At 65.8% G+C, this 18,806-nt stretch carries 19 protein-coding genes; 5 read left to right on the top strand and 14 right to left on the bottom strand.

Features of this window, described 5'->3' with window-relative positions; translation table 11 throughout:
• Positions 1 to 19: 19 nt before the first annotated feature.
• Both K5658_RS17295 and K5658_RS17290 read left to right on the top strand, forming a co-directional pair.
• A complete protein-coding gene (locus K5658_RS17295) occupies positions 20 to 3,052 on the top strand; it encodes a TonB-dependent receptor (RefSeq protein WP_246628480.1) in 3,033 nt (1,010 codons plus the stop codon).
• Between the two features lie 165 nt (positions 3,053 to 3,217).
• A complete protein-coding gene (locus K5658_RS17290) occupies positions 3,218 to 4,696 on the top strand; it encodes a calcium-binding protein (protein WP_221064331.1) in 1,479 nt (492 codons plus the stop codon).
• A gap of 66 nt (positions 4,697 to 4,762) precedes the next feature.
• Here K5658_RS17290 and K5658_RS17285 read toward each other — a convergent pair whose 3' ends face one another.
• The 14 genes from K5658_RS17285 to K5658_RS17220 all read right to left on the bottom strand — a co-directional run bounded on the left by K5658_RS17285 (position 4,763) and on the right by K5658_RS17220 (position 15,735).
• Complete coding sequence (locus K5658_RS17285) at positions 4,763 to 5,626, bottom strand: hypothetical protein (protein WP_221064330.1); 864 nt, start codon at positions 5,624 to 5,626, stop codon at positions 4,763 to 4,765.
• A gap of 78 nt (positions 5,627 to 5,704) precedes the next feature.
• Positions 5,705 to 5,779 (bottom strand): pyrroloquinoline quinone precursor peptide PqqA, encoded by a 75-nt coding sequence (gene pqqA / locus K5658_RS17280; RefSeq protein ID WP_221067012.1) that lies wholly within the window; start codon positions 5,777 to 5,779, stop codon positions 5,705 to 5,707.
• 154 nt (positions 5,780 to 5,933) lie between these two features.
• Positions 5,934 to 6,467, bottom strand: a complete 534-nt coding sequence (locus tag K5658_RS17275) for an SRPBCC family protein (protein ID WP_221064329.1) — start codon at positions 6,465 to 6,467, stop codon at positions 5,934 to 5,936.
• Positions 6,468 to 6,472: 5 nt separating this feature from the next.
• A complete protein-coding gene (locus K5658_RS17270) occupies positions 6,473 to 7,516 on the bottom strand; it encodes a vWA domain-containing protein (protein ID WP_221064328.1) in 1,044 nt (347 codons plus the stop codon).
• Positions 7,516 to 8,079 (bottom strand): MxaK protein, encoded by a 564-nt coding sequence (locus K5658_RS17265; RefSeq protein WP_221064327.1) that lies wholly within the window; start codon positions 8,077 to 8,079, stop codon positions 7,516 to 7,518. Before K5658_RS17265 ends, K5658_RS17270 begins: the two co-directional genes overlap by 1 nt.
• On the bottom strand, positions 8,064 to 9,053 hold the full coding sequence (locus K5658_RS17260; protein ID WP_221064326.1) for a vWA domain-containing protein: 990 nt from the start codon (positions 9,051 to 9,053) through the stop codon (positions 8,064 to 8,066). Before K5658_RS17260 ends, K5658_RS17265 begins: the two co-directional genes overlap by 16 nt.
• The gene (locus tag K5658_RS17255) at positions 9,050 to 9,961 is read right to left on the bottom strand and encodes a nonribosomal peptide synthetase MxaA (RefSeq protein ID WP_221064325.1); all 912 of its coding nucleotides are present in this window, start codon (positions 9,959 to 9,961) and stop codon (positions 9,050 to 9,052) included. The genes K5658_RS17260 and K5658_RS17255 overlap by 4 nt, the downstream gene beginning before the upstream one ends.
• Positions 9,958 to 10,803 carry a DUF58 domain-containing protein gene (locus tag K5658_RS17250; RefSeq protein ID WP_221064324.1) on the bottom strand — a complete coding sequence of 282 codons (846 nt, stop codon included), beginning with the start codon at positions 10,801 to 10,803 and terminating at the stop codon, positions 9,958 to 9,960. Before K5658_RS17250 ends, K5658_RS17255 begins: the two co-directional genes overlap by 4 nt.
• Positions 10,800 to 11,822 (bottom strand): AAA family ATPase, encoded by a 1,023-nt coding sequence (locus K5658_RS17245; protein ID WP_221064323.1) that lies wholly within the window; start codon positions 11,820 to 11,822, stop codon positions 10,800 to 10,802. Before K5658_RS17245 ends, K5658_RS17250 begins: the two co-directional genes overlap by 4 nt.
• A 31-nt stretch (positions 11,823 to 11,853) precedes the next feature.
• A complete protein-coding gene (locus K5658_RS17240) occupies positions 11,854 to 12,045 on the bottom strand; it encodes a hypothetical protein (protein ID WP_221064322.1) in 192 nt (63 codons plus the stop codon).
• A 67-nt stretch (positions 12,046 to 12,112) separates the two neighbouring features.
• Positions 12,113 to 12,391, bottom strand: coding sequence for a methanol dehydrogenase [cytochrome c] subunit (locus K5658_RS17235; protein ID WP_425515872.1), 279 nt, complete (start codon positions 12,389 to 12,391; stop codon positions 12,113 to 12,115).
• A 34-nt stretch (positions 12,392 to 12,425) separates the two neighbouring features.
• Positions 12,426 to 12,899 carry a cytochrome c(L), periplasmic gene (gene moxG, locus K5658_RS17230; RefSeq protein ID WP_221064321.1) on the bottom strand — a complete coding sequence of 158 codons (474 nt, stop codon included), beginning with the start codon at positions 12,897 to 12,899 and terminating at the stop codon, positions 12,426 to 12,428.
• A 76-nt stretch (positions 12,900 to 12,975) separates the two neighbouring features.
• Positions 12,976 to 13,833: a methanol oxidation system protein MoxJ gene (gene moxJ, locus K5658_RS17225; protein WP_221064320.1), complete on the bottom strand. Its 858-nt coding sequence runs from the start codon at positions 13,831 to 13,833 to the stop codon at positions 12,976 to 12,978.
• Between the two features lie 93 nt (positions 13,834 to 13,926).
• Positions 13,927 to 15,735: a methanol/ethanol family PQQ-dependent dehydrogenase gene (locus K5658_RS17220; protein ID WP_221064319.1), complete on the bottom strand. Its 1,809-nt coding sequence runs from the start codon at positions 15,733 to 15,735 to the stop codon at positions 13,927 to 13,929.
• A gap of 323 nt (positions 15,736 to 16,058) precedes the next feature.
• Between K5658_RS17220 and K5658_RS17215 the strand changes: the two genes are divergently transcribed.
• From K5658_RS17215 to K5658_RS17205, 3 genes are all read left to right on the top strand, one after another.
• Positions 16,059 to 17,402 carry a sensor histidine kinase gene (locus tag K5658_RS17215; protein WP_246628479.1) on the top strand — a complete coding sequence of 448 codons (1,344 nt, stop codon included), beginning with the start codon at positions 16,059 to 16,061 and terminating at the stop codon, positions 17,400 to 17,402.
• Entirely contained in the window at positions 17,399 to 18,046 is a 648-nt protein-coding gene (locus tag K5658_RS17210; protein ID WP_085215486.1) for a response regulator, read from the top strand. Before K5658_RS17215 ends, K5658_RS17210 begins: the two co-directional genes overlap by 4 nt.
• Before the next feature lie 141 nt (positions 18,047 to 18,187).
• Positions 18,188 to 18,712: a PepSY domain-containing protein gene (locus K5658_RS17205; RefSeq protein WP_221064318.1), complete on the top strand. Its 525-nt coding sequence runs from the start codon at positions 18,188 to 18,190 to the stop codon at positions 18,710 to 18,712.
• Positions 18,713 to 18,806: the final 94 nt, after the last annotated feature.

Here is an 18,806-nt window from a genome sequence, read left to right as displayed (position 1 = left end):
CGGGATAATGGGGAGAATATTGTCAGCGTGTTCGGGGGGGGGCCGGACGGTGGCCGTGGCGATGCTGTCCGGGGCGATCCAATGGCCGGGGACGGTGCTGGCCGAGCCGGTGGAAGCGGGCGAACCCGCGCCGTTGGAGGCGGGCGGGGCCGTCCAATTGGAGGAAGTCGAGGTCTCCGCGCACAAGCCCACCACCCAAGTCGGACCCCTCGGCGGGCTGGAATTGGAAAAGGAACAAATCCCCGGCAACGTGCAAACCCTCACCAGCGAGGACATCAAGCAATCCCGCGCCAACAGCCTGGGCGAACTGATGAACAGCAAGCTGCAATCGGTGAACGTCAACGATTACCAGGGCAATCCGTTCCAGATGGATATCAGCTACCGCGGCTTTTCGGCCTCGCCGCAGATCGGCACGCCGCAGGGCTTGTCGGTGTTCCTCGACGGCGTGCGCGTCAACGAACCCTTCGGCGATGTGGTGAATTGGGATTTGATCCCGCTGAACGCCTTGTCGAGCGTGGAGGTGTTTCCGGGTTCCAATCCCTTGTTCGGCTTGAACACCCTGGGTGGTGCCCTGGTGCTGCGCACCAAGAACGGTTTCGACGATCCCGGCGTCGATGTCAGCTTCCAGGGCGGGTCGTGGGGACGGAAGCAGGGGCAATTGGCGGCGGGGGCCAACAACGGCGTGTTGGGCGGCTTCCTGTCGTTCAATGGCTTCTCGGAGGACGGCTGGCGCGACAATTCGCCCACCCAGGTTTTGCAAGGCTTCGCGCGGGTGGACTGGCGCGGCGAGCAGTTCAACCTCAGGGCGGCGGCGCTCCTGATCGGCAACGACCTGCTGGGCAACGGGCTGGTACCCACGGAACTCTACGAGGAACGCCCCCAGGCCGTGTTCAGTTCGCCGGACCAGACCCATAACAATCTGCAACAGTACACCCTGGGTGGGGAATACCGCTTCACCGGGCAGTTCAATCTGACCGGGCAGATCTACCGCCGCGATAGCAGCCGGAACACCGTGGCGGGCGATGTCTACGAAGATTTCCGCGAGATGGAGAACGGCTGGTCAAACCCCCTGGTCGCCGACGGTACCACCAACGGCCAGCCGGTCTGCCAGTACCAGGATATCAACCACGACGGCGTGCCCGATTACGCTTTCGACCGCGACCAGGACGGCGTGATCGACGCGGGCAGCGTCAACGCGCTGGTCAACGCCAAGAACCGCGACTCCGTGACCTTGGTGCCGCCCTTGAATGGCGACAGCTGTGGCCGGGCCAATTACCAGCCGGTGTCCGCCGCTTCCGGCCCGCGCAACGGCGCGGCCGGCGACCGGCGCAACCAGGCGGCGGGCCTGTCGTCGCGGGGTTGGGTGGACGGCACGCCCATCGGTGTGTTGAACAAGACCGATATCGGCCAGATCACCGACGGCGCGGCCCTGCAATTGAATTGGAACCTGCCGCGGCACAAGTTCATGGTCGGCGGCTCGGTGGATTCCACCGCTTCCGATTTCGAGAGCAGCCAGCGCCTGGGCTTGATGGACGCCGCCCACCGCGTCTATGCCGATCCCGCCCGGATCGACCCGGTGTTCACGGCGTCCCAGGAGGATATCCGCAACAACGTGTTCTCCGGGCAGTCGATCATCTATGGCGGTTATTTCAGCGAAACCTTCTCGCCCTGGGAGAATGTGCATCTGAGCCTGGCCGGGCGCTTCAACCATACCCGCGTCAAGAACCGGCTCAAGGCGCGGAGCCGGGCCGGCTACGACAATCTGGCCGATATCCTCGACCTCGACACCTACCGGCCCACCGTGGTGGTCTGTCCCAGCGCCGACCCGGCCTCCTGCCCGGCCCAGCCCAACTACAACCTCAAGGCCAATTGGGACCGCGATGTCTGGCTGTCGCAAGACCCCTATTACGGCCTGGGCCAATACAGCGAGCGGCCCACCTCGGAAGAATTCGCCTATAACGCCTTCAACCCCTCTGTGGGCATCAGCGTCCTGCCGGTCGAGGATTTGAACCTGTATTTCAATTGGAGCCAGGGCACCCGCACCCCGTCCAGCGTCGAACTGGGGTGCGCCTACGATTCGACCCTGGTGGCCCAGGACCCCAGCGACCCCAAGTCGCCGCAAGTCCCGCGCAGCCTCGCCTCGATAGGCGGTGCCTGCACCCTGCCCACCACGTTGTCGGGCGATCCGTTCCTGCCGCAGATTTTCGCCCGCACCTACGAATTCGGGCTGCGCGGCAAGCTGTTCCGCGATTGGGAATGGAACGCCGGGGTCTACCGCACCGACCTGAGCAACGATATCTATCTGGTCGGCGTCACCGCCACCCGCAGTTTCTTCGACACCATCGGCGACACCCGGCGGCAGGGGATCGAATTGGGCTTGTCGGGCAAGCTGGGCATCGCCGACCTCCGTTTCGGCTATGGCTACACCGACGCGAGTTTCCAATCGACGCTGTTCATGCTGAGCCCCTATAACAGCAGCGCCCAGGTCGCGACGCCCTCGCAAGTGGCCTACGACGCCCAGGGCCGTCCCACGGCGGCGCTCCAGGACATGATCCGGGTCGATCCGGGGGACCGGATTCCGGGCGTGCCCCTGCACAACGTGAACCTGTCGCTGAACCTGCACCTGACCCCGGAATGGGATTTCGGCCTGACCATGATCGCCCATTCGTCCTCCTTCGTCCGGGGCAACGAGAACAACGACCATCGGGCCGGCGAATACGAATATGTGCGGCGCTCCACCGGCACCGGCTACGCCTATGTCCCGAACCGGCCTTTCACCAATGTCGGCAGCGTGGCGGGCTATGTCGTGTTCAACCTCAAGACCAGCTATGAAATCGTGCCGGGCCTGTCGGTTTTCGCCCTGGTCAACAACCTGTTCGACAAGGGTTATTTCACGGCGGGCCGTTTGGGGATCAATCCCTTTTCGCCCCGCGACCAGGGCACGACCGGCCCGAGCGGGTGGAACTACAACTCCAATGATTGGCTGAATACGACCATGGTGGCGCCGGGAGCGCCCAGGGGGTTCTGGGCCGGGATCGAGTATCGGTATTGAGTCCGCCCCGCACCCGTTATGCCCGGTTTTGGAGGTTTTCCCGAGATATTCGGGAAAACCTCCCATTGTTTCGGGATATAAAATCAATAAAAATCCAGCGCCCTGGTCAGGGCTGGGTTTTCCCAATATTCCCAGGCACTTCTAACGCATTTGGAAAAGGTTCTTATGACAACAAAATCCCAGGCTTCGAGCAAAGCGGCGATAGACCTCTCCCAGGATAATATATTCTTGAATATCAAGGGACCGGGCCATCTGGATGGCCGCGAGGGCAGCGACAGCTTTTATTTCAAACAGGCACCGGTGGCGGGCCGGATTATCGATGGCGGCACGGACGATCAGATTTCCGATGCCCAGGTGGTTTATTCGGGCAGTACCCTGACCGCCCAGATCGGCTATGCCAGCCAGGATACCCTCTATATCCAAAAGTCCATGGATATCTCCGAGCTGCAATTCACCCATATCGAGAAAATCCAATTGGGCAAGGGCGTCAACCTCACGATGTCCTCGGAACAGTTCGAGACCGCCCTGGATTCCCTGGAATACACCGTGGGCGGCCAAACCCTGAATCCTGGCCTGCTGGTGGAAGGGGTCGCCGGGGGCAGGGTGGAAACCTTGACCATCGAAGTGGCGGATGGCGCGGATTTCCAATTGGACGACGCCAGCACCGGCTATCTGTTCAAGAATGTGGAGGTCGCCATCCACTTCAATGGCGGCGATGTGCGCTATGACGGCACCGCCGCCAGCGAGGACATCCTGGGCGGCGACGGCACCGAATACATCACGCCGCGCCTGGGCAACGACACCGTCCATGCCGGGGACGGCAACGACCTATTGGTCGGCAACGAAGGGGCCGACCAGCTTTATGGGGAGGAGGGCGGCGATATTTTCCTGGTGACCCGCTTGGCGACCACGGCCAATGGCGGAACCTTTACCGTGGGCAAGGCCAGCGACGGCTCGGCGGAACTCGTGGCCGGGGATGTGATGGACGGCGGCAACGGCCTCGACGAACTCAGGATCACCGCCACGGGCGGCGCGGTGACGCCCATCGAAAGCACCGTGACCCTGACCCCGGACAATTTCATCGCCATCGAGAAGGTCACTATCGGGACCAACGCGCCGCGTGATTCCGCCCTGTATCCCAGCACCCAGGACCAAATGGCGGCGGGCGCGTTGACCGCCGTCACCACCGGCACCGACGCCATCAACGTCAACGGCGCGGCGTTGAAGGTCGGCGTGGAATATACCGGCAACAACGGCAACAACATGCTGGTGGGGGGCGCGGCCACCGATGCGTTCCACGGCAATGGCGGCAACGATATCCTGGTGGGCGGGGCGGGGGCCGATAAGTTCTATTTTGAAACCCCGCTCGATGCTGCGGCCAATCTCGACACCCTCGGCGATTTCAAATCCGGTATCGATCAGTTGGTGCTGGACCACGCCGTGTTCCAATCCCTGGCGGTGGGCGCGTTGAATCCCGGCTCCCTGGTCGCGGGGACGACGGCCCTGGACGGCGATGATTACCTGTTGTTCGGCGCCGGCAAGCTTTATTACGACGCGGATGCTTCGGGTCCGGGGGCCGCCGTGCAATTCGTGCAATTGACCGGCGTGGCCGCCCTCGCGGCCGGCGACTTCCTGGTGGTCTGATCCCTGCCGCTGGGTCGTGGCGCGTTCCTGGGGTCACGACCCGCTATTCCGCCTGGAATGCCCGGTTCAGGAATCCGCCGGTTTCGTCCCCGCCGCCAAGCGGCTCAGATAGCGGGCCACCCCGGTGCCTTGCTCCGCCTTCGCCGTGGCTTCCAATCGACTCAGATAACGCGCCACCCCGGTCGGGCCGGATGGGTTCGCCGGTACCGCCGGGTGGTCCTTGGGACCGGCCTCGGAGTCGCGGGCCGCGCTACGGATATTCCAGGCGACCCAGCCCGCCAGGGCGAGGGCGATCAAGCCGAAGGGGTAGTATTCCACCAGCGGATTCGCCGACGGGGCGGGAACTGCGGGGGCCGGTTCCAGCGCCGGCGCGGGCGGTTCATCCGGCTGGACGGGAGCCACCGGGCGGCGCTTGGGCGGTTCGTCCGGCCTGGCGGAAGCCACCGCGTAGCGCTTGGGCGCTTGATCCGGCTTGGCGGAAGCCTGCGGGGCCGTGGTCGTGGGCGCTTTCGGCTGGGATAGGGCCGGTGCCGGTGCCGCTGCCGCCGGGACCGGCTGGGGCGGATAGGGTTTGCGGGCCGGTATTTCGTCTTCGACGAGCGGCGTGGGCCGGGCATGGGACGGGTCGTGATGGCCCTGGCCCGGTTCGCGTAGGGTTTCGGTCGGGGGCGGCGTGGGGTGTCCGGCCAGGGCGGCGGGCTGGCGGGGATTCTCGGCGGCCTTGGCCACCGGCGGCGGGCTGGCCGGGGTCGGCGGCGCGGCGGCGGGTGTCGGCGGCTGGGCTGGGTAAGGCTTGCGGGCCGGGGCTTCGTCCTCGAACACCGGCTTGGGCTCGAAGCCCGAGGGATGGCGGTATTCCTGGGCCTGGGCCAGGGGGACGGCCAGCAGCAGTCCGGCGAGCAAGCTGGGAAGGGGTCGGTTCGGTGTCACGGCGTGGCTCCGCGGGGTGGGTGAATGGGAAGGACGCCGGAACCCGGCGTCCCTTGCCTGTTTGCGGCGGGCTTTGGATCAGCGGTTGTAGATGTACATCGTGACCTCGAAACCGAAACGCAGATCGGTGTAGGCCGGTGTTTCCCAGATCATGGGGTACCTCGTCGAAGTGGATTCACAATGCGGCCTGTGGACGGTCCCTGCCCACGGGCCGCGCCATTGCCCGCCCTGGGGCGGCGCGTCTTCCCGGTTTCCAGCGGGAAATCCTGGTCCCGTGCGGGCGCGGGCGCGGCTCCGCACGCGGCGTTCAATTCGCCTTTTCCAACCGGGCCTTGAGCTGCTTGAGGCCGGTTTGGAAGAAATTCCGCATCGCCTCGACCGCCGCCTCGTCGGTCAAATTCGGTGGCGGTTCGTTGCCGGTATCGCCCCGGTACAAGCGGCTTTTCCATTCGACCTGGGTGCCTTGGCCGGTCGGCGTGAGCCGGAACACCACCGAATAGGAACTGGCCGGCAGCGCGGCGGTGTTGGCGTGGCTCATGCGGTAGTCGTATTCGTGGGCGGCGGGGTCGTAGGTGTCCAAGTCCTCCTCCAGCTTCTCGCCATTGGCGAAGGTCAGGATGCGCTTGGCACCGGGCTGGTTGCCGTTGCCTTCGCTGGCCTTGAGCGCGGGATTCCAGACCGCGATGCCGCCGAAGTCCTCGACCGCCTGCCACACCTTGTCGATGGGCGCGGCGATCTCGACCGTTTCGACCACCTTTTGCGGGGTCGGGCCATGGGCGGCGGCGCTGAACGCGGCCAGATAGGCGGCACCGGCCAGGACCGGGCGTACAAGTTTCAACATGGGGGTTATCGCTCCTCTTCGTGAAAAACAGCCCTGCGCGGGCGGAAGGGCCGGGCCTTCCAACCGTCGATGGCCGCCTTGACGCGGCCTGTCCAATCGCCGATGGTCGTCCTGCCGCGGCCCACCCCATACGCCGCCACCAAGGCGGCCAGGGCCAAGCCCGCGGGCCAATGGGAAAGCCCGGTCCGGACCCGTGCCGTTCGGGCCAACTCCGGGCGCAACAAGGCGTGGCCCAAACCTTCCCCGCCCAGGAGGCGGCGATATTCCAGCCCGCCTTCGGCGGCGAGTTGGCGCAGGTAATCCTCGCGCAGGGCCGAAAGATGCTCGGTTTCCGCGACCGTGGCGTTGCCGAAGGGCGCGTTGCGGGCGTGGTAGCCCTCGATCTGTTCCGGGGCCATTTCCGACAGGCCGAAGGTGGAACGGTGCGGCACCTCGTCCGGGGATACGAACCCGGTTTGGCGGCCCGCCTCGTCGAATTTGGGGATGGGCATGGGCACCAAGCCCCCCGCCCCCAGCACCAGCCCGCGCATCTTCCCGCGCACCGCGTCGAGGCGGGGCCGGTAGCGCGGATTGAGCGGCGGGGCTTCCTGGCCGTCGGTGACGAACACCAGGTCGGCGTCGTAGCGGGCCAGGCTTTCCAGGGTATTCAGCAGCCCGGCGGCGATACGGCTATCGGCGGCCCAGGCCATGCGCCAATCCAGCCGGTCCAGGGCGGCGGCGATGGCCGGGAAGCCCGCGCAAGTTTCGATGGGCTCGAACAGCAGGGCGGCGCTGCGCTCGGTGAAGACGCCGAGGCCGAAGTGCGAACCGCAGGGCAGTCCGGCCACCGCCCCGCGCAAGGCCCGCTTCACGAAGTCCAAACGGCTGACCGGCGCGCCATCGATCCGGTAATCCTCGACATTCATGCTGCGGGTGATGTCCACCACGGCGATGTAATTGAACACCGGCTGTTCCCGCTCGGTGCCCCAGGGCAGGCAGGCCAGCCCGGCCAGCAACAGCGCCGCCGTCAAACGCCGTCCCGCCGCATCGCGCCACAGCCGTGCCGCCATCAGGGCAACCCACGCGGGAAGCCCGGTACCCGCGTCCAGAGCTTGCGGGCCGCTTCCTCGTCCGGGGCTTCGCTGCCGTTGTCCACCGGGTCGAAATCCGGCAATAGGCGCGAGGCGGTTTCCAGGTTGTACTTGGCGTCGCGGAAGCCGGGATCGATCCGCAAGGCGCGGCGGTAGGCATCCTTCGCCAATTCCGCCAGGGGCGCGGCGCGTCCCGGCTCGCCGCGCTCGACCGTCGCCAAGGCTTGCCGCAGATAGACATTGCCCAGGTCGTACAAGACGCCGACGTGGAAGGCCGGATCGCCTTCGCCCGCCAATTCGGCCAATTCGGCCTGGGCGTCGGCGTGGCGCTCCTGCCGCCCCAGGTACAGCGCATAGGCCAGGCGCACCGGCAAAGCCGCGTCGAAGCGCCGTTCCGGGCCGATATCGCGTCCGGCGGCGAATTCGGCCAGGGCGGCGGCGATGTCCCGCGCCGCCCGCCATCGCCCGAGTTCCCAGGCCGCGCCGGACAGGGCCAGCAGCGCCAACCCCAGCAGCAAGCGCTGTCTCAACGCGCCGGACATGGCTCGACCTCGCTGTATTTGGCGACCGCCAACCCGGCCAGGGCCACCAGGGCCAAGACATAGCCATATAGGCCCAGGGGCTGGCGTGGCCGGGTCTCGGTATAGCGCAGGGGCAGGTTTTCCAGCCGGTCGATATCGGCCATGGCCCGGCCCAGGGTTTCCGGGTTTTCCGCCTCGTAGGCGCGGTAGGGGATATTCAAGCTCTCGAAGAACAAATGCAGATGGCGTTCCGGGCGGGCTTCCGGGGTGTCGTCCACGGGGTCCGGCAACTCGAACAAGCCGGGATTGCCCGCCGTGCGCAGGAAAATCCAGTACAGCCGGACGCCGCTCTCGACGAAGGCGCGGCGCAGCAGGGCTTCGCTCTGGCGGTCGATCACCGCCGCGCCGTCGGAGACCAGCAGCACCGCCCGCGAGCCGGGGGAACCGCCGCCCTCGAAATAGGACAGGGCCAGGGCCAAGCCCTTGGCGACATGGGTCTGGGCCAGGCCGGGCAATCCCGCCGCCCGCACGGCGGCGGCCACCGCCTCGCGGTTGTCGGTCAGCGGCAGCACGAACAAGGGGCCGGTGCTGAAGGCCGCGACCCCGATGCGGTCGTGCGGGCGGCTGTCGATGAACCGCCCCAGGAAGCGCACCGCCGCCGCCGATTTGGCTTCCTCGCCGCCGCCCGGCGCACGCCCGGCGAAGCTGTCGTCCATGCTGCGGCTGCGGTCCAGCAGCAGGACGAGGTTGGCCCCCTTGCCGACCCGTTCGACGCTGGATTCCCGCAGGTACGGGTCGGCCAGGCCCAGGATCAAGCCGAGGAAGGCCAGCACGCCCAATAGGCGCAAGGCGTAGTCCAGCGCCCGCGAGCCGGTATCGTCCGGCAGCATCCGGTTCCAGGGATAGCCGACCGGCGCGAACAGCGAGCGCCATAATGGCAGCGCGGCCAGGGGAGCCAGCCATAGCCAGAGGGGTTGGGCGAAACCGAGGTTCATGCGGGGCGGTTCCGTTCGATGCGGAGGCAGGCGCGGCATAGGTTTTCCAGCCGGTCCCAACCGTAGTTGCCGACGCCGCCCTCGCCGAAGAACAAGGCGTAGGAGGCTTGGAAAAAAGCCTCGATCTCGCCGCGCATCCCGGCATAGGCCGCGTGGTCGGCGAAGAATTGCGGCAGCCGCTCGGCGAACAAGGGTTCTTCCAAGGTGCGGTCGAAGGCGCGATGCACCACGGCGAAACCCGCCCGCAACACCGCCGCCTCGCCGCCGCCCCCGGTCGCCAAACGGCGCAAGGCACGCCGCGCTTCGCGGAAATGCCGTCCGCGCCGACCCCAGCCCCAGAATCCGCGCAGATGGCCGAGATAGGCCAGGGCCAGCAATCCGGCCAGCGCCAAGCCGCCGGAGCGGATCAGCGGTGTGGCGGTGTCGGGCGCTGCCGGGGACGCGTCGGCTTGCACGGCGTCCAGGCCATCCCCGGACAAGACCGCGAGGCCATGGACCGGCGATACGCTGAACGGCCAAGCGGGGATGGCGGCGGTGGTGGTCCCGGTGGTTCCGGTGAAGCGCAGGCTGAAACCGGGGATCGCCAACGTCTTGACCGTGAGCGGGACGTAGAAGGTTTGGTATTCCAGCGCGATGTTCAGTTGGGTGCCCGGTCCCGGTTCGACCGCGACCCGCCGCAGTTCCAGCCAACGGTTCACCGGGCCGGGCTGGGGCAGGGAAGCCATGTCCAGCCGGTCGCCGGGTTCCGGGTCCACGGTCAGGACGTGGCGGACCGTATCGCCGACGGTGTAGCCGTAGGCGTGGGGTGCCGCGAGGCGGACCGTGGGGGCGGCGTCGGCCCAGCCCGTCGCCACCGCCAGGGCGCAGGCCGCGGCCAGCTTGCGGGAGGGCCGGGGCGGGAGCCTCATGCCGCCTCCAGGAAATAGCGGCTGATCCGGTCGGCATCGAAACCGCCGGTCAGGAACAAGGGTTCGCGCCCGGCTTGGTGGAACAGCGTGCCCAGCCGGGCGCGGCGCTGGCGGAACTGGTCTTCCAGGCGCGACCTCAGCGCGGGGCGCAGGGCCAGGAGCTGGTCGCCGCCGCCTTCGAGGTCGGCCAACCGGATCAAGCCCCGGCCTTGCGGCAGGGTTTCGGCTTCATCCCAGATCACCACCGGCACCAGGTCGTGCTGGGCCAACCCGGCCAGGATTTCCCGCAGCGCGGCCAGGGGCGCATGGAAATCCGACACCAGGAACACCAAGCTGCGGCGGCGCGGCAGCCTCCGCCCGGCCAATCCCAAGCCCCGGCAATGGCTGCCATGCGGCGCGTAGCGGCGCAAGCGCCCGGCCAGGCGGAAGGCCGGACCGGGTTGGCGGGTTGGCGGCAGGCAGAATTCGGGGTGGATTTTTTCCGCCGCGCCCCAAAGGCCCAAGGTATCGCCCTGGCGGTAGACCGATGCCGCCAAACCTTCGACGAAATCGGCCAGCACCGCCATTTTCGGATGCGCGCCCCGGTGGCCCATGGAACCGGACAGGTCGAGGAGGGCGAACACCTGGACGGCGGAGCGTTGTTCGTACAGCCGCACCCGGAACTGGCCGAAGGGGTCGGTGAGGCTGGCCCTGAGGTCGAGGCGGCGCGGATCGGGATGGCTCAACAAGGGCGCGAGGTGGCGGAACGCCTGGCCTTCGCCGTCCCGTCGGCTGCGATGGGCACCGGGGCGGGGATGCGTGGCCCGGCCCGGAACGCGGTAGGTGAATTCGGCGGGTTTCACGGCGCGGCCACCGAGCGCAGGATGCGGCCCACCAATTCGGGCACCAGTTCGGCGCGGCGGTATTCGTACACCGGCTTGAGGAAGATGCGGTGCCCCATCGCGGCGGGAAACACCGCCTGCACATCCTCGGGCAGCACATGGCTGCGCTGGGCCAGCCAAGCCCGCACCCGCGCCGCCCGGATCAGATGGCTCATGCCGCGCGGGCTGGGTCCGGCCTCGATCAAATCGCCGCTATCGGCATCCGGCAAGCGGATGCCCAGGGCTTCCGGCTCCGAGGCCGCCCGCCACAGCTCCCGCACATAGGTCTTGAGCGCGGGCGTGGCGGTGATGCCGGCCTGGATGGCGGCGGCCAGTTCGTTCAATGTCTCGAAGGCCAGGACGCCCGGTGCCACCGCGGCCAGCAGGGCGTCGGGGTCGTGGAAGCGTGGCTCGAAGGCGAGGAGGTCCAGGATATCCGGCTGGGTCGGCGTCGGCACGGCGATTTCCAGCATGAAGCGGTCGCGGGCGGCGGCGGGCAACTCGAAGGTTTCTTCCTTCTCGACCCGGTTGCGGTCGGCGAACACTTGCAGATGGGGGAAGCTGTATTCGCGGTTGAAGGCGGTCACGGCGCGTTCGGCCATCACCCTGAGCAGCAGGGAATGCACCTGGGGCCGGGCGCGGTTGATCTCGTTGAAGAAGAAGGTCGAAAGCCCCCCGCCACGGCGCAGCAAGGGACCGGGCGCGACGCCGGGTTTCCCCTGGTCGTCGAGGTAGGTGTAATAGATCAGGTCGGAGGGCATCAGGTCGATGGTGCCCTCGATGCGTTCGCATTCGCCGCCGATGGCCCGCGCCACCGCCCGCAGCAAGGTGGTCTTGCCGACCCCGACCCCGCCCTCCAATAGGACGTGGCCGCGGGCGAACACCGCGATGGCGACCAGGCGCACGGCCTGGTCCTGGCCGACGATGGCGTTCTTGATTTGTTCCTCGAAAGCCAAAGCCTGGGGCCAGCTATCGGCGAGGCGCTTGTCGTTCTGGTTCATGGGTTCCGGCAGGGTGTGGGACGCGGGCGCTTCAGCCGCGTTGGAACGCGCCTTTGAGGCTCCGGTAGTGTCCGGGCAGGACGCCGGTGGCGGCCAGCGCGGCGCACAGGAACAACAACAACCCGTAGAGTCCCAGGCGGGTGGTCAACGACACCACGGCGAGGATGGCGAAAACGAGTCCTAACATCGCCGATACGATTTCGGCTTCACGGTCTTGGCGCATGAGTCACGGATGGGCAGGTGTGGCGTTCTGGCGGTCCCGCCGGGGGGGCGGGACGCACGCGACGGGGTTACTTGATATCTTCCACCTTGTAGACGAACTTGCCGGTCTTGGCGTAGTTCTCCACGCGCTTGCGGTTGCGTTCCTCCATGGCCTTGATCGATTCCGCCTGCTTGTTCAGCTCGTTGGGGTCGTGCTTGGGGTCGTATTTGCTGCCGGCCACCTTGTCGGGATAGCCGGGCTTGGGTTCCCAGCAGTTGCCGGGGGCCTTGCAATGGGTGCCGTCGTAGGCCTGGGTGCTGGACGCGGCCACCAGCAGGACGGCGGGGAACAGGTGCTTGAACATCATGGGTCTTCTCTCCTGTCGGTCGGGGTGGGGGGAATCATTTCAGCCATTCGGCCTTGGCCGGATCGCCCTTGTACAGGCTGCGGAGCCAAGCCATGACCTTGAGCATCTCGTCGGCGTTCATGTTGGTGCTTTGCGGCCCCATCATGCCCTGGGCGCCGCCCCAAAGGATCTCGAACAAGCCCACGTCGGTCAGGCCCCGCGGATAGGTCCAGTAATCGTCGGCGAGACCCGGCCCGAGCTTGCCCTCGGCTTCGTGGCCGTGGCAGCCGGAACAGCCGGTGAGGTAGAGGCTATGGCCCTTCTCGACGGCGTCGGCGTTGCCGTTGTAGGGGTTCTTGCCGGTCTCCTTGAATTTTTTGAACGCCTCGGTGTCGCCGCCCGGCTTGCCGTACTCGAAGCTCAGGGTTTCGCCGGTGACGGCGTGGCGGAAGGTGATCTCGGCCTGGGCCGAAAGCGAGGCCAGCGCCAGCCCGAAGGCGAACGCGGCTTGATGGGTCTTGGGTTTCATCGGGGGATTATTCCTCTTCGTAATAGGGTGGGCGCGTTATCCGCGCCCATCCGGTGGGCATGGACTCATGCCCACCCTACTTTTTGCGTTTATGGGGCGCGTGGCTTCCGCTTCCGGTTTCGTCCAATGGCAGCAGCGGAATCCCTTCCGCCTTCAACAGGGCTTGGACGTCCTTGGCCTTTTCCCTAAGCACCCGGTTGATTCCGTCCATCAGGGCGGTGTTGTCCTTCTTGACGCCGACCGCGGTGGAATAGTGGAACGGCACCTTCTCGCCATCGGCCCGGGTTTGGTGGTCGGGGATCACCCGCATCTCCAGCTTGCCTTCCGCCGCCTTCACATAGCGGGCCGCTTGCGGACCCCACAGGATGGCGAGGTCGGCGTTGCCGGATTCGACTTCCTTCACCAGCTTTTCCGGGTCGTAGCGCACGTATTGGTTGCGCCGGGCCTTGAAGCCCACCAGCGATTGCAGGTAGTTGAACTGGTCGTAATAGCGGTTGATCTTCTTCAGCAGCAACTCCGCCGGGGTATCGGGCATGAAGGCGATCTGCTTGGCCTTCGCCAGGTAGGGGCTGTCGAAGTCCTCGACCTTCAGGCCCTTTTCCTTGCGGTAGACGAACACATAGCCGGAACGGTAATACGGCGTCGAGGTCAGCAGCCTGGGGTCTTCGGCGTCCACGCCGATCACCACCTCGCACAGACCTTGCTCCAACTGGTCGCGGATGAAATAGCGCGGGTCTTGCCACCAGACGTTCTCCACCGTCCGGCCCAGACCGTCGGCGATGAGTTCGGCCAGCTTGTTCTCGAAGCCCTTGCCTTCCTGGTTGGAATAGGGCAGCTCGTTTTCCGCCGCGCAGACCTTGAGCGGCTCGGCGGCGTTGGCGGTCCCGTGCAGCGGGAACAGCAGGGCCAGCAGCGCTAGGCGCTTGAAACGCATAGATCGAAATTCCTATGTAGGGTGGGCATGTGTCCATGCCCACCGTGCGCCGGAGAAATGGTGGGCATGGCTCCATGCCCACCCTACGTTGGCTTAGTTGAGCGCGAACACGAACACCGAACCGCCCATCTGGGTGTAATGGGCCAGTTCCTTGAACGCGCCCACCGCGCCGAGGCCGGCGGTCGGGTCTTTTAGGTCGAACACCAAGCCGACGCCCGGCCAGCCGCCCACGCCGGAATAGATGGCGACGTACTGCTTGCCGTTGTGCATGTAGGTGATCGGATGGCCGATGACGCCGGAGGGCAGCTTGAACTTCCACAACAGGTCGCCGGTGCGGGAGTCGCGGGCCTTGATGTAGCCATCCAGGGTGCCGTAGAACACCAGGTTGCCGGCGGTGGCGAGCGTGCCGCCCCAGACCGAGAACTTCTCCGGCACTTCCCATTCCATCTTGCCGGTGACGGAGTTCATGGCCTTGACCTGGCCCAGGGTGCCTTTCGGGCCGGGGTACATATTGAGGGTCGCGCCCACGAAGAACTGGCCGGCGCGGTAGGGCAGCATGAACGGTTCCCAGTCCATGCAGATATGGTTCACGCCCATGAAGAACAGCTTCTTGTCCGGGTCGTAGGACTCTAGCCCCTGGTTGTGGTAGCCCATGGCGGAAGGACAGATGCCCTTGCCTTCGTGGTCCATGTAGGTGGCGTATTCCGGGTCGCGGATGGGGAGGCCGGTTTTCAGATCGACCTTCTTCACCCAGTTGACGGTGTCGTCGATCTTGAAGGCGTTGACCAGGGTGCCGGTTTCGCGGTTGAGGGTGTAGACCAGGCCGTTGCGGTCGGGGTGGGTCAGCAAGGGCTGGATTTTGCCATCCACTTCCTGCTCGGACAGGCCCATGTAGTTGATACCGGCGTAATCCCATTCGTCGTGCGGCGTCTTCTGGTAGCCGAACTTGGCCTTGCCGGTTTCCAGGTCGCGGCCCCAGATGGTCATGGTCCATTTGTTGTCGCCGGGACGCATGGTTTCGTTCCACGGCGCCGGGTTGCCGGAACCGTAATAAACCATGTCCAGCTTGGGATCGTAGGCATACCAACCCCAGTTGGTGCCGCCGCCGATCTTCCAGGCGTCGCCTTCCCAGGTCTGGAGCCCTAGGCCGAACTGGCCGTAGTGCGGGTTGTGTTCGTTGAATTTGTCGTCGAGCAGCAAGTCGGAGTCCGGCCCGGTGGCGTAGGCCCGCCACTCCTGCTTGCCGTCCTTGATGTTGTAGGCGGTGACATAGCCCCGGACGCCCAACTCGGCCCCGGCGGAACCGATCAACACCTTGTCCTTGGCGACGAAGGGCGCGCCGGTCAGGGTCGAACCCATGGTGATATCGGAGTTTTCCACCTTCCAGATTTCTTCGCCGGTCTTGGCGTTCAGCGCGACGACATTGCCGTCCAACTGGGCCAGGAAAATCTTGGCCGGGCCATGGTCGCCCGCCGGGACGTAGGCCACGCCGCGGTTCACCACGTCGCAGCAGGCCACGGCGCGGGCGGCGGGGTTCTGCTTGGGCTTGTACTGCCAGAGGATCTTGCCGGGATCGTTGAGATCGATGGCGTAGACATTGTTCGGGAACGGGGTGTGGACGTACATGATGCCGTCCACCACCAGCGGCGCGCCTTCGTGGCCGTGCAGGGTGCCGGTGGAAAAGGTCCAGGCCGGTTTCAGATATTTGACGTTGTCCGCGTTGATCTGCGTCATTTTCGAGAAATGGGTCGCGGAATAGTCCTTGGTCTGCATGGCCCAGTTGCGGTCGTCGTGGGACAGCCGGTCGAGGTCGGCGTTGGCCGAGGCCACGCCGGATACGGCGGCGAGGCCGGTCGTGAACAGCACGGCTCCGACGGCCGCCGCCAGCTTACGCATTTGCATGGGATTCCTCCTAAGGTCCGGTCGTTCTTGTAGGGGCTACCCGGAAGCAGGACAGCCCAGGGTTTGCCGGAGCGCATTGTGCCCGCCGGGACCGGGGGGGAAATACGGAATCCAGACTCAATACAGGCGGGAAAAAATCATCAAAACGACGAAAAATCTTCCCGGTGGGCGTTGCCGCCGGGGTGGGGCGGTGCGTGGGGGTGGGTGTGGCGTTCGGATTTTTTCCCGGATGTATTCGGGAATATCTCCCGATGGTTTGGCCTCCGCGATGGGTTAGGCTAGAGCGTCCCGGCACCACCTAGCCTTTGAACGACCCCCACGCCATGATCGGATTCAGTTTGCGCTTCCGTTTGAATGTGATGATCGCGACCGCGATGCTGCTGATCATCGGGCTGGGTTTCGTGTTCGCCATCCACAGCGCCAGCCGTTCGGTCGAGGAGGAAACCCGTTCCACGGTGAACCTGGCCCTGCAATTGATCGAGGCGGGCCAAGCCGCCGTGGGCAAGGAAGCCAGCCCTAGCGGTACCCCGTATTCGGTCTGGCTGTCCCAATTGGGGCGCTTGGAGCGCACCCGCCACCTGCGCATCCATTTCGCCGGCCAAGCCGCCACGGTCCTCAACCTGCCGCCCGCCGCGCCCGAGGCGGACGCGCCGGGCTGGTTCCGTTGGGCGGTCATGCCGGAACCCGTGGTGGAGGAAAGGCTGCTGTCCGATGGCGCGGGCGGGCGGGCGGCCCTCCGCATCGAGGCCGAAAGCGGCGACGAAATCGCCGAGGCTTGGCGCGAAACCGAAGGTTTCCTTTATCTATTGCTGGCCCTGGCCCTGGCGGTGTATGGCTTGGTGCATATCACCGTGGGCCGCGCCTTCCGCGCCGTGGGGCAGATCATGGACGGCCTGGAAGGCATCGAGAAAGGTGAATACGGCAAGCGCCTGCCCGGTTTCTCCCTGCCGGAATTCCAGCGCATCTCGGGCGCGTTCAACCACATGGCCGCCGCCCTGGAGAAATCCCGCGACGAGAACCGCGCCTTGATCCGCCAATCCATGTCGATCCAGGAGGAGGAGCGCCGCCACCTGGCCCGCGAACTCCACGACGAATTCGGCCAGTCCGTGACCGCGATCAAGGCCATGGCCGCCGCCCTCCGCCACCACGCCGCCGCCAACCGCGAAGCCGCCGACCATATCATGGCGACCTGCGACCGCTTGTTCGGCGTGGTCCGCGCCATGATGCGCCGCCTCAGGCCCAGCATCCTCGACGAACTGGGCTTGACCGCCTCGCTGGAGGATTTGGTGGGGAACTGGCGGGTCGCCCAGCCCGGCCTCGCCATCGACTGCGCGTGCGAGGACGGACTGGACGAATACGCCGGGGAAGCCAGCATCCACCTATACCGCATCGTCCAGGAATGCCTGACCAATGTGGCCCGCCATGCCGAGGCCCGGCAGGTGTCCATCCGCCTGGGGTTGGCCGAGGCCGGGGCGGGGGGCTGGATCGAACTGGCGTTCCGCGACGATGGCCGCGGCTTCGACCCTGGGCAACCCCGCCGCGGCTTCGGGCTGGCCGGTATGAAGGAACGGGTGGCGGGCCTGGGCGGACATTTCCAATTGGACACCGGCCCAGGGCGCGGGGCCGCCATCGCTATTCGCATTCCCTACGGAGAAACCAACCGATGAATCCCAAAATCACCGTCATGCTGGTGGACGACCATGCCGTGGTGCGGGCGGGCTATCGCCTGCTGCTGTCCCAAAGCGGGAGCATGGAAGTCGTGTGCGAGGCCGGGCGTAGCGAGGAAGCCTGCCAGTATTACCAGGACTACCGGCCCATGGTCACGGTCATGGATTTGAACCTGCCCGGCATCGGCGGCTTGGCGGCCTTGCGCCGCATCATCGCCCGCGATCCCGCCGCCCGCATCCTGATGTTCAGCATCCACGACGAACACGCCTATGTGACCCGCGCCCTCGAAGCCGGGGCCAGGGGCTATATCACCAAGAGCTGCGCCCCCGAGACCCTGGTCGAGGCGGTGATGAAGGTGGCCCAGGGCGAATGCTATGTGGAGCCGGAACTGGCGCAGAAATTGGCGGTGCAGACCTTCATCAAGAACACCGGGCCGACGGCGCTCAACGAGTTGTCGCCGCGCGAGTTCGATATTTTCTGCCTGCTGGCGAAGGGGCTGACCACCCGCGAGGTGGCGGACGAGTTGCAACTGGGCTACAAGACCGTGGCGAACTACACCACCCTGGTCAAAAGCAAGTTGAACGCCCGCACCACGGCGGAAATGGCGCATATCGCCTATGAATATGGCTTGTTCAGGAATTAGGCCGCGGTTTGGAACCGGGTACGACACCGGGGTTGTTCAAAGCGGGCGCGGCCATTTATCCGGCGCGGCCTATAATCGGTTATCCCTGCCAACCCGATCCGGGTGGGGGGATCCAACTGTTTATGTTAAAGGAGAACAACCATGAGCAATCCGCAACGCATCCTGTGGGCTTTCCTGGCGCTCGCCGCTTCCGCCCCGGCCACGGCGGCCCTCGACCTACCCAAGACCCAGGCCGGCATGGAAGCCTGCCTGAAAGCGGTCCTCGCCCAGCGCGAAGGCGAGGTGGTCAAGCTGGAATTCAAGGACGAGCGCGGCGTTCCCACCTATGAATTCGAGATTCTCGGCAAGGATGGCAAGAGCTGGGAACTCGAATGCGATGCCAACCAAGGCAAGATCACCGAGGAGGAACAGGAGGTCGATAACGCCGAGGCCGCCCTGTTCAAGGCGAAGGCCAAAATCACCTTGGAACAAGCCAAGGCAATCGCCTTGAAAGCCCATCCGGGCGAAGTGGTCGAGGTCGAATACGAGATCGAGGCCGATGGCAGCGCCTCCTACGAGCTCGATATCCAAACCGACAAGGGCGAGATCAAGCTGGAAGTGGACGCCGCCACCGGCAAGATCGTCGAGGACAACGAGAGAGAGCTTTATCAGATCGGCAAGGAATAGCGGCGAACCGGCCCGCTCCTGGCCGGTCCGGGGGCGGGTTATTGCCCAAGCCTATCTTTATTCCCAGGCGTTCCGGTGTGGCGGTTTCATGCTT

Source organism: Methylomagnum ishizawai (genome assembly GCF_019670005.1).
Lineage (GTDB): Bacteria > Pseudomonadota > Gammaproteobacteria > Methylococcales > Methylococcaceae > Methylomagnum > Methylomagnum ishizawai.
The sequence above is the reverse complement of the archived record's forward strand: the minus strand, read 5'-3'. Positions and strand labels throughout refer to the sequence as shown.

Excerpts from the sequence above, each read along its gene's own strand:
- K5658_RS17255 (WP_221064325.1), bottom strand. The coding sequence starts at position 9,961 with ATGAGGCTCCCGCCCCGGCCCTCCCGCAAGCTGGCCGCGGCCTGCGCC.
- moxJ (WP_221064320.1), bottom strand. The coding sequence starts at position 13,833 with ATGCGTTTCAAGCGCCTAGCGCTGCTGGCCCTGCTGTTCCCGCTGCAC.
- K5658_RS17290 (WP_221064331.1), top strand. The coding sequence starts at position 3,218 with ATGACAACAAAATCCCAGGCTTCGAGCAAAGCGGCGATAGACCTCTCC.
- K5658_RS17220 (WP_221064319.1), bottom strand. The coding sequence starts at position 15,735 with ATGCAAATGCGTAAGCTGGCGGCGGCCGTCGGAGCCGTGCTGTTCACG.
- K5658_RS17205 (WP_221064318.1), top strand. The coding sequence starts at position 18,188 with ATGAGCAATCCGCAACGCATCCTGTGGGCTTTCCTGGCGCTCGCCGCT.
- K5658_RS17240 (WP_221064322.1), bottom strand. The coding sequence starts at position 12,045 with ATGCGCCAAGACCGTGAAGCCGAAATCGTATCGGCGATGTTAGGACTC.
- K5658_RS17265 (WP_221064327.1), bottom strand. The coding sequence starts at position 8,079 with ATGTCCGGCGCGTTGAGACAGCGCTTGCTGCTGGGGTTGGCGCTGCTG.
- K5658_RS17275 (WP_221064329.1), bottom strand. The coding sequence starts at position 6,467 with ATGTTGAAACTTGTACGCCCGGTCCTGGCCGGTGCCGCCTATCTGGCC.
- K5658_RS17215 (WP_246628479.1), top strand. The coding sequence starts at position 16,059 with ATGATCGGATTCAGTTTGCGCTTCCGTTTGAATGTGATGATCGCGACC.
- K5658_RS17210 (WP_085215486.1), top strand. The coding sequence starts at position 17,399 with ATGAATCCCAAAATCACCGTCATGCTGGTGGACGACCATGCCGTGGTG.
- K5658_RS17260 (WP_221064326.1), bottom strand. The coding sequence starts at position 9,053 with ATGAACCTCGGTTTCGCCCAACCCCTCTGGCTATGGCTGGCTCCCCTG.
- K5658_RS17270 (WP_221064328.1), bottom strand. The coding sequence starts at position 7,516 with ATGGCGGCACGGCTGTGGCGCGATGCGGCGGGACGGCGTTTGACGGCG.
- K5658_RS17245 (WP_221064323.1), bottom strand. The coding sequence starts at position 11,822 with ATGAACCAGAACGACAAGCGCCTCGCCGATAGCTGGCCCCAGGCTTTG.
- K5658_RS17235 (WP_425515872.1), bottom strand. The coding sequence starts at position 12,391 with ATGATGTTCAAGCACCTGTTCCCCGCCGTCCTGCTGGTGGCCGCGTCC.
- moxG (WP_221064321.1), bottom strand. The coding sequence starts at position 12,899 with ATGAAACCCAAGACCCATCAAGCCGCGTTCGCCTTCGGGCTGGCGCTG.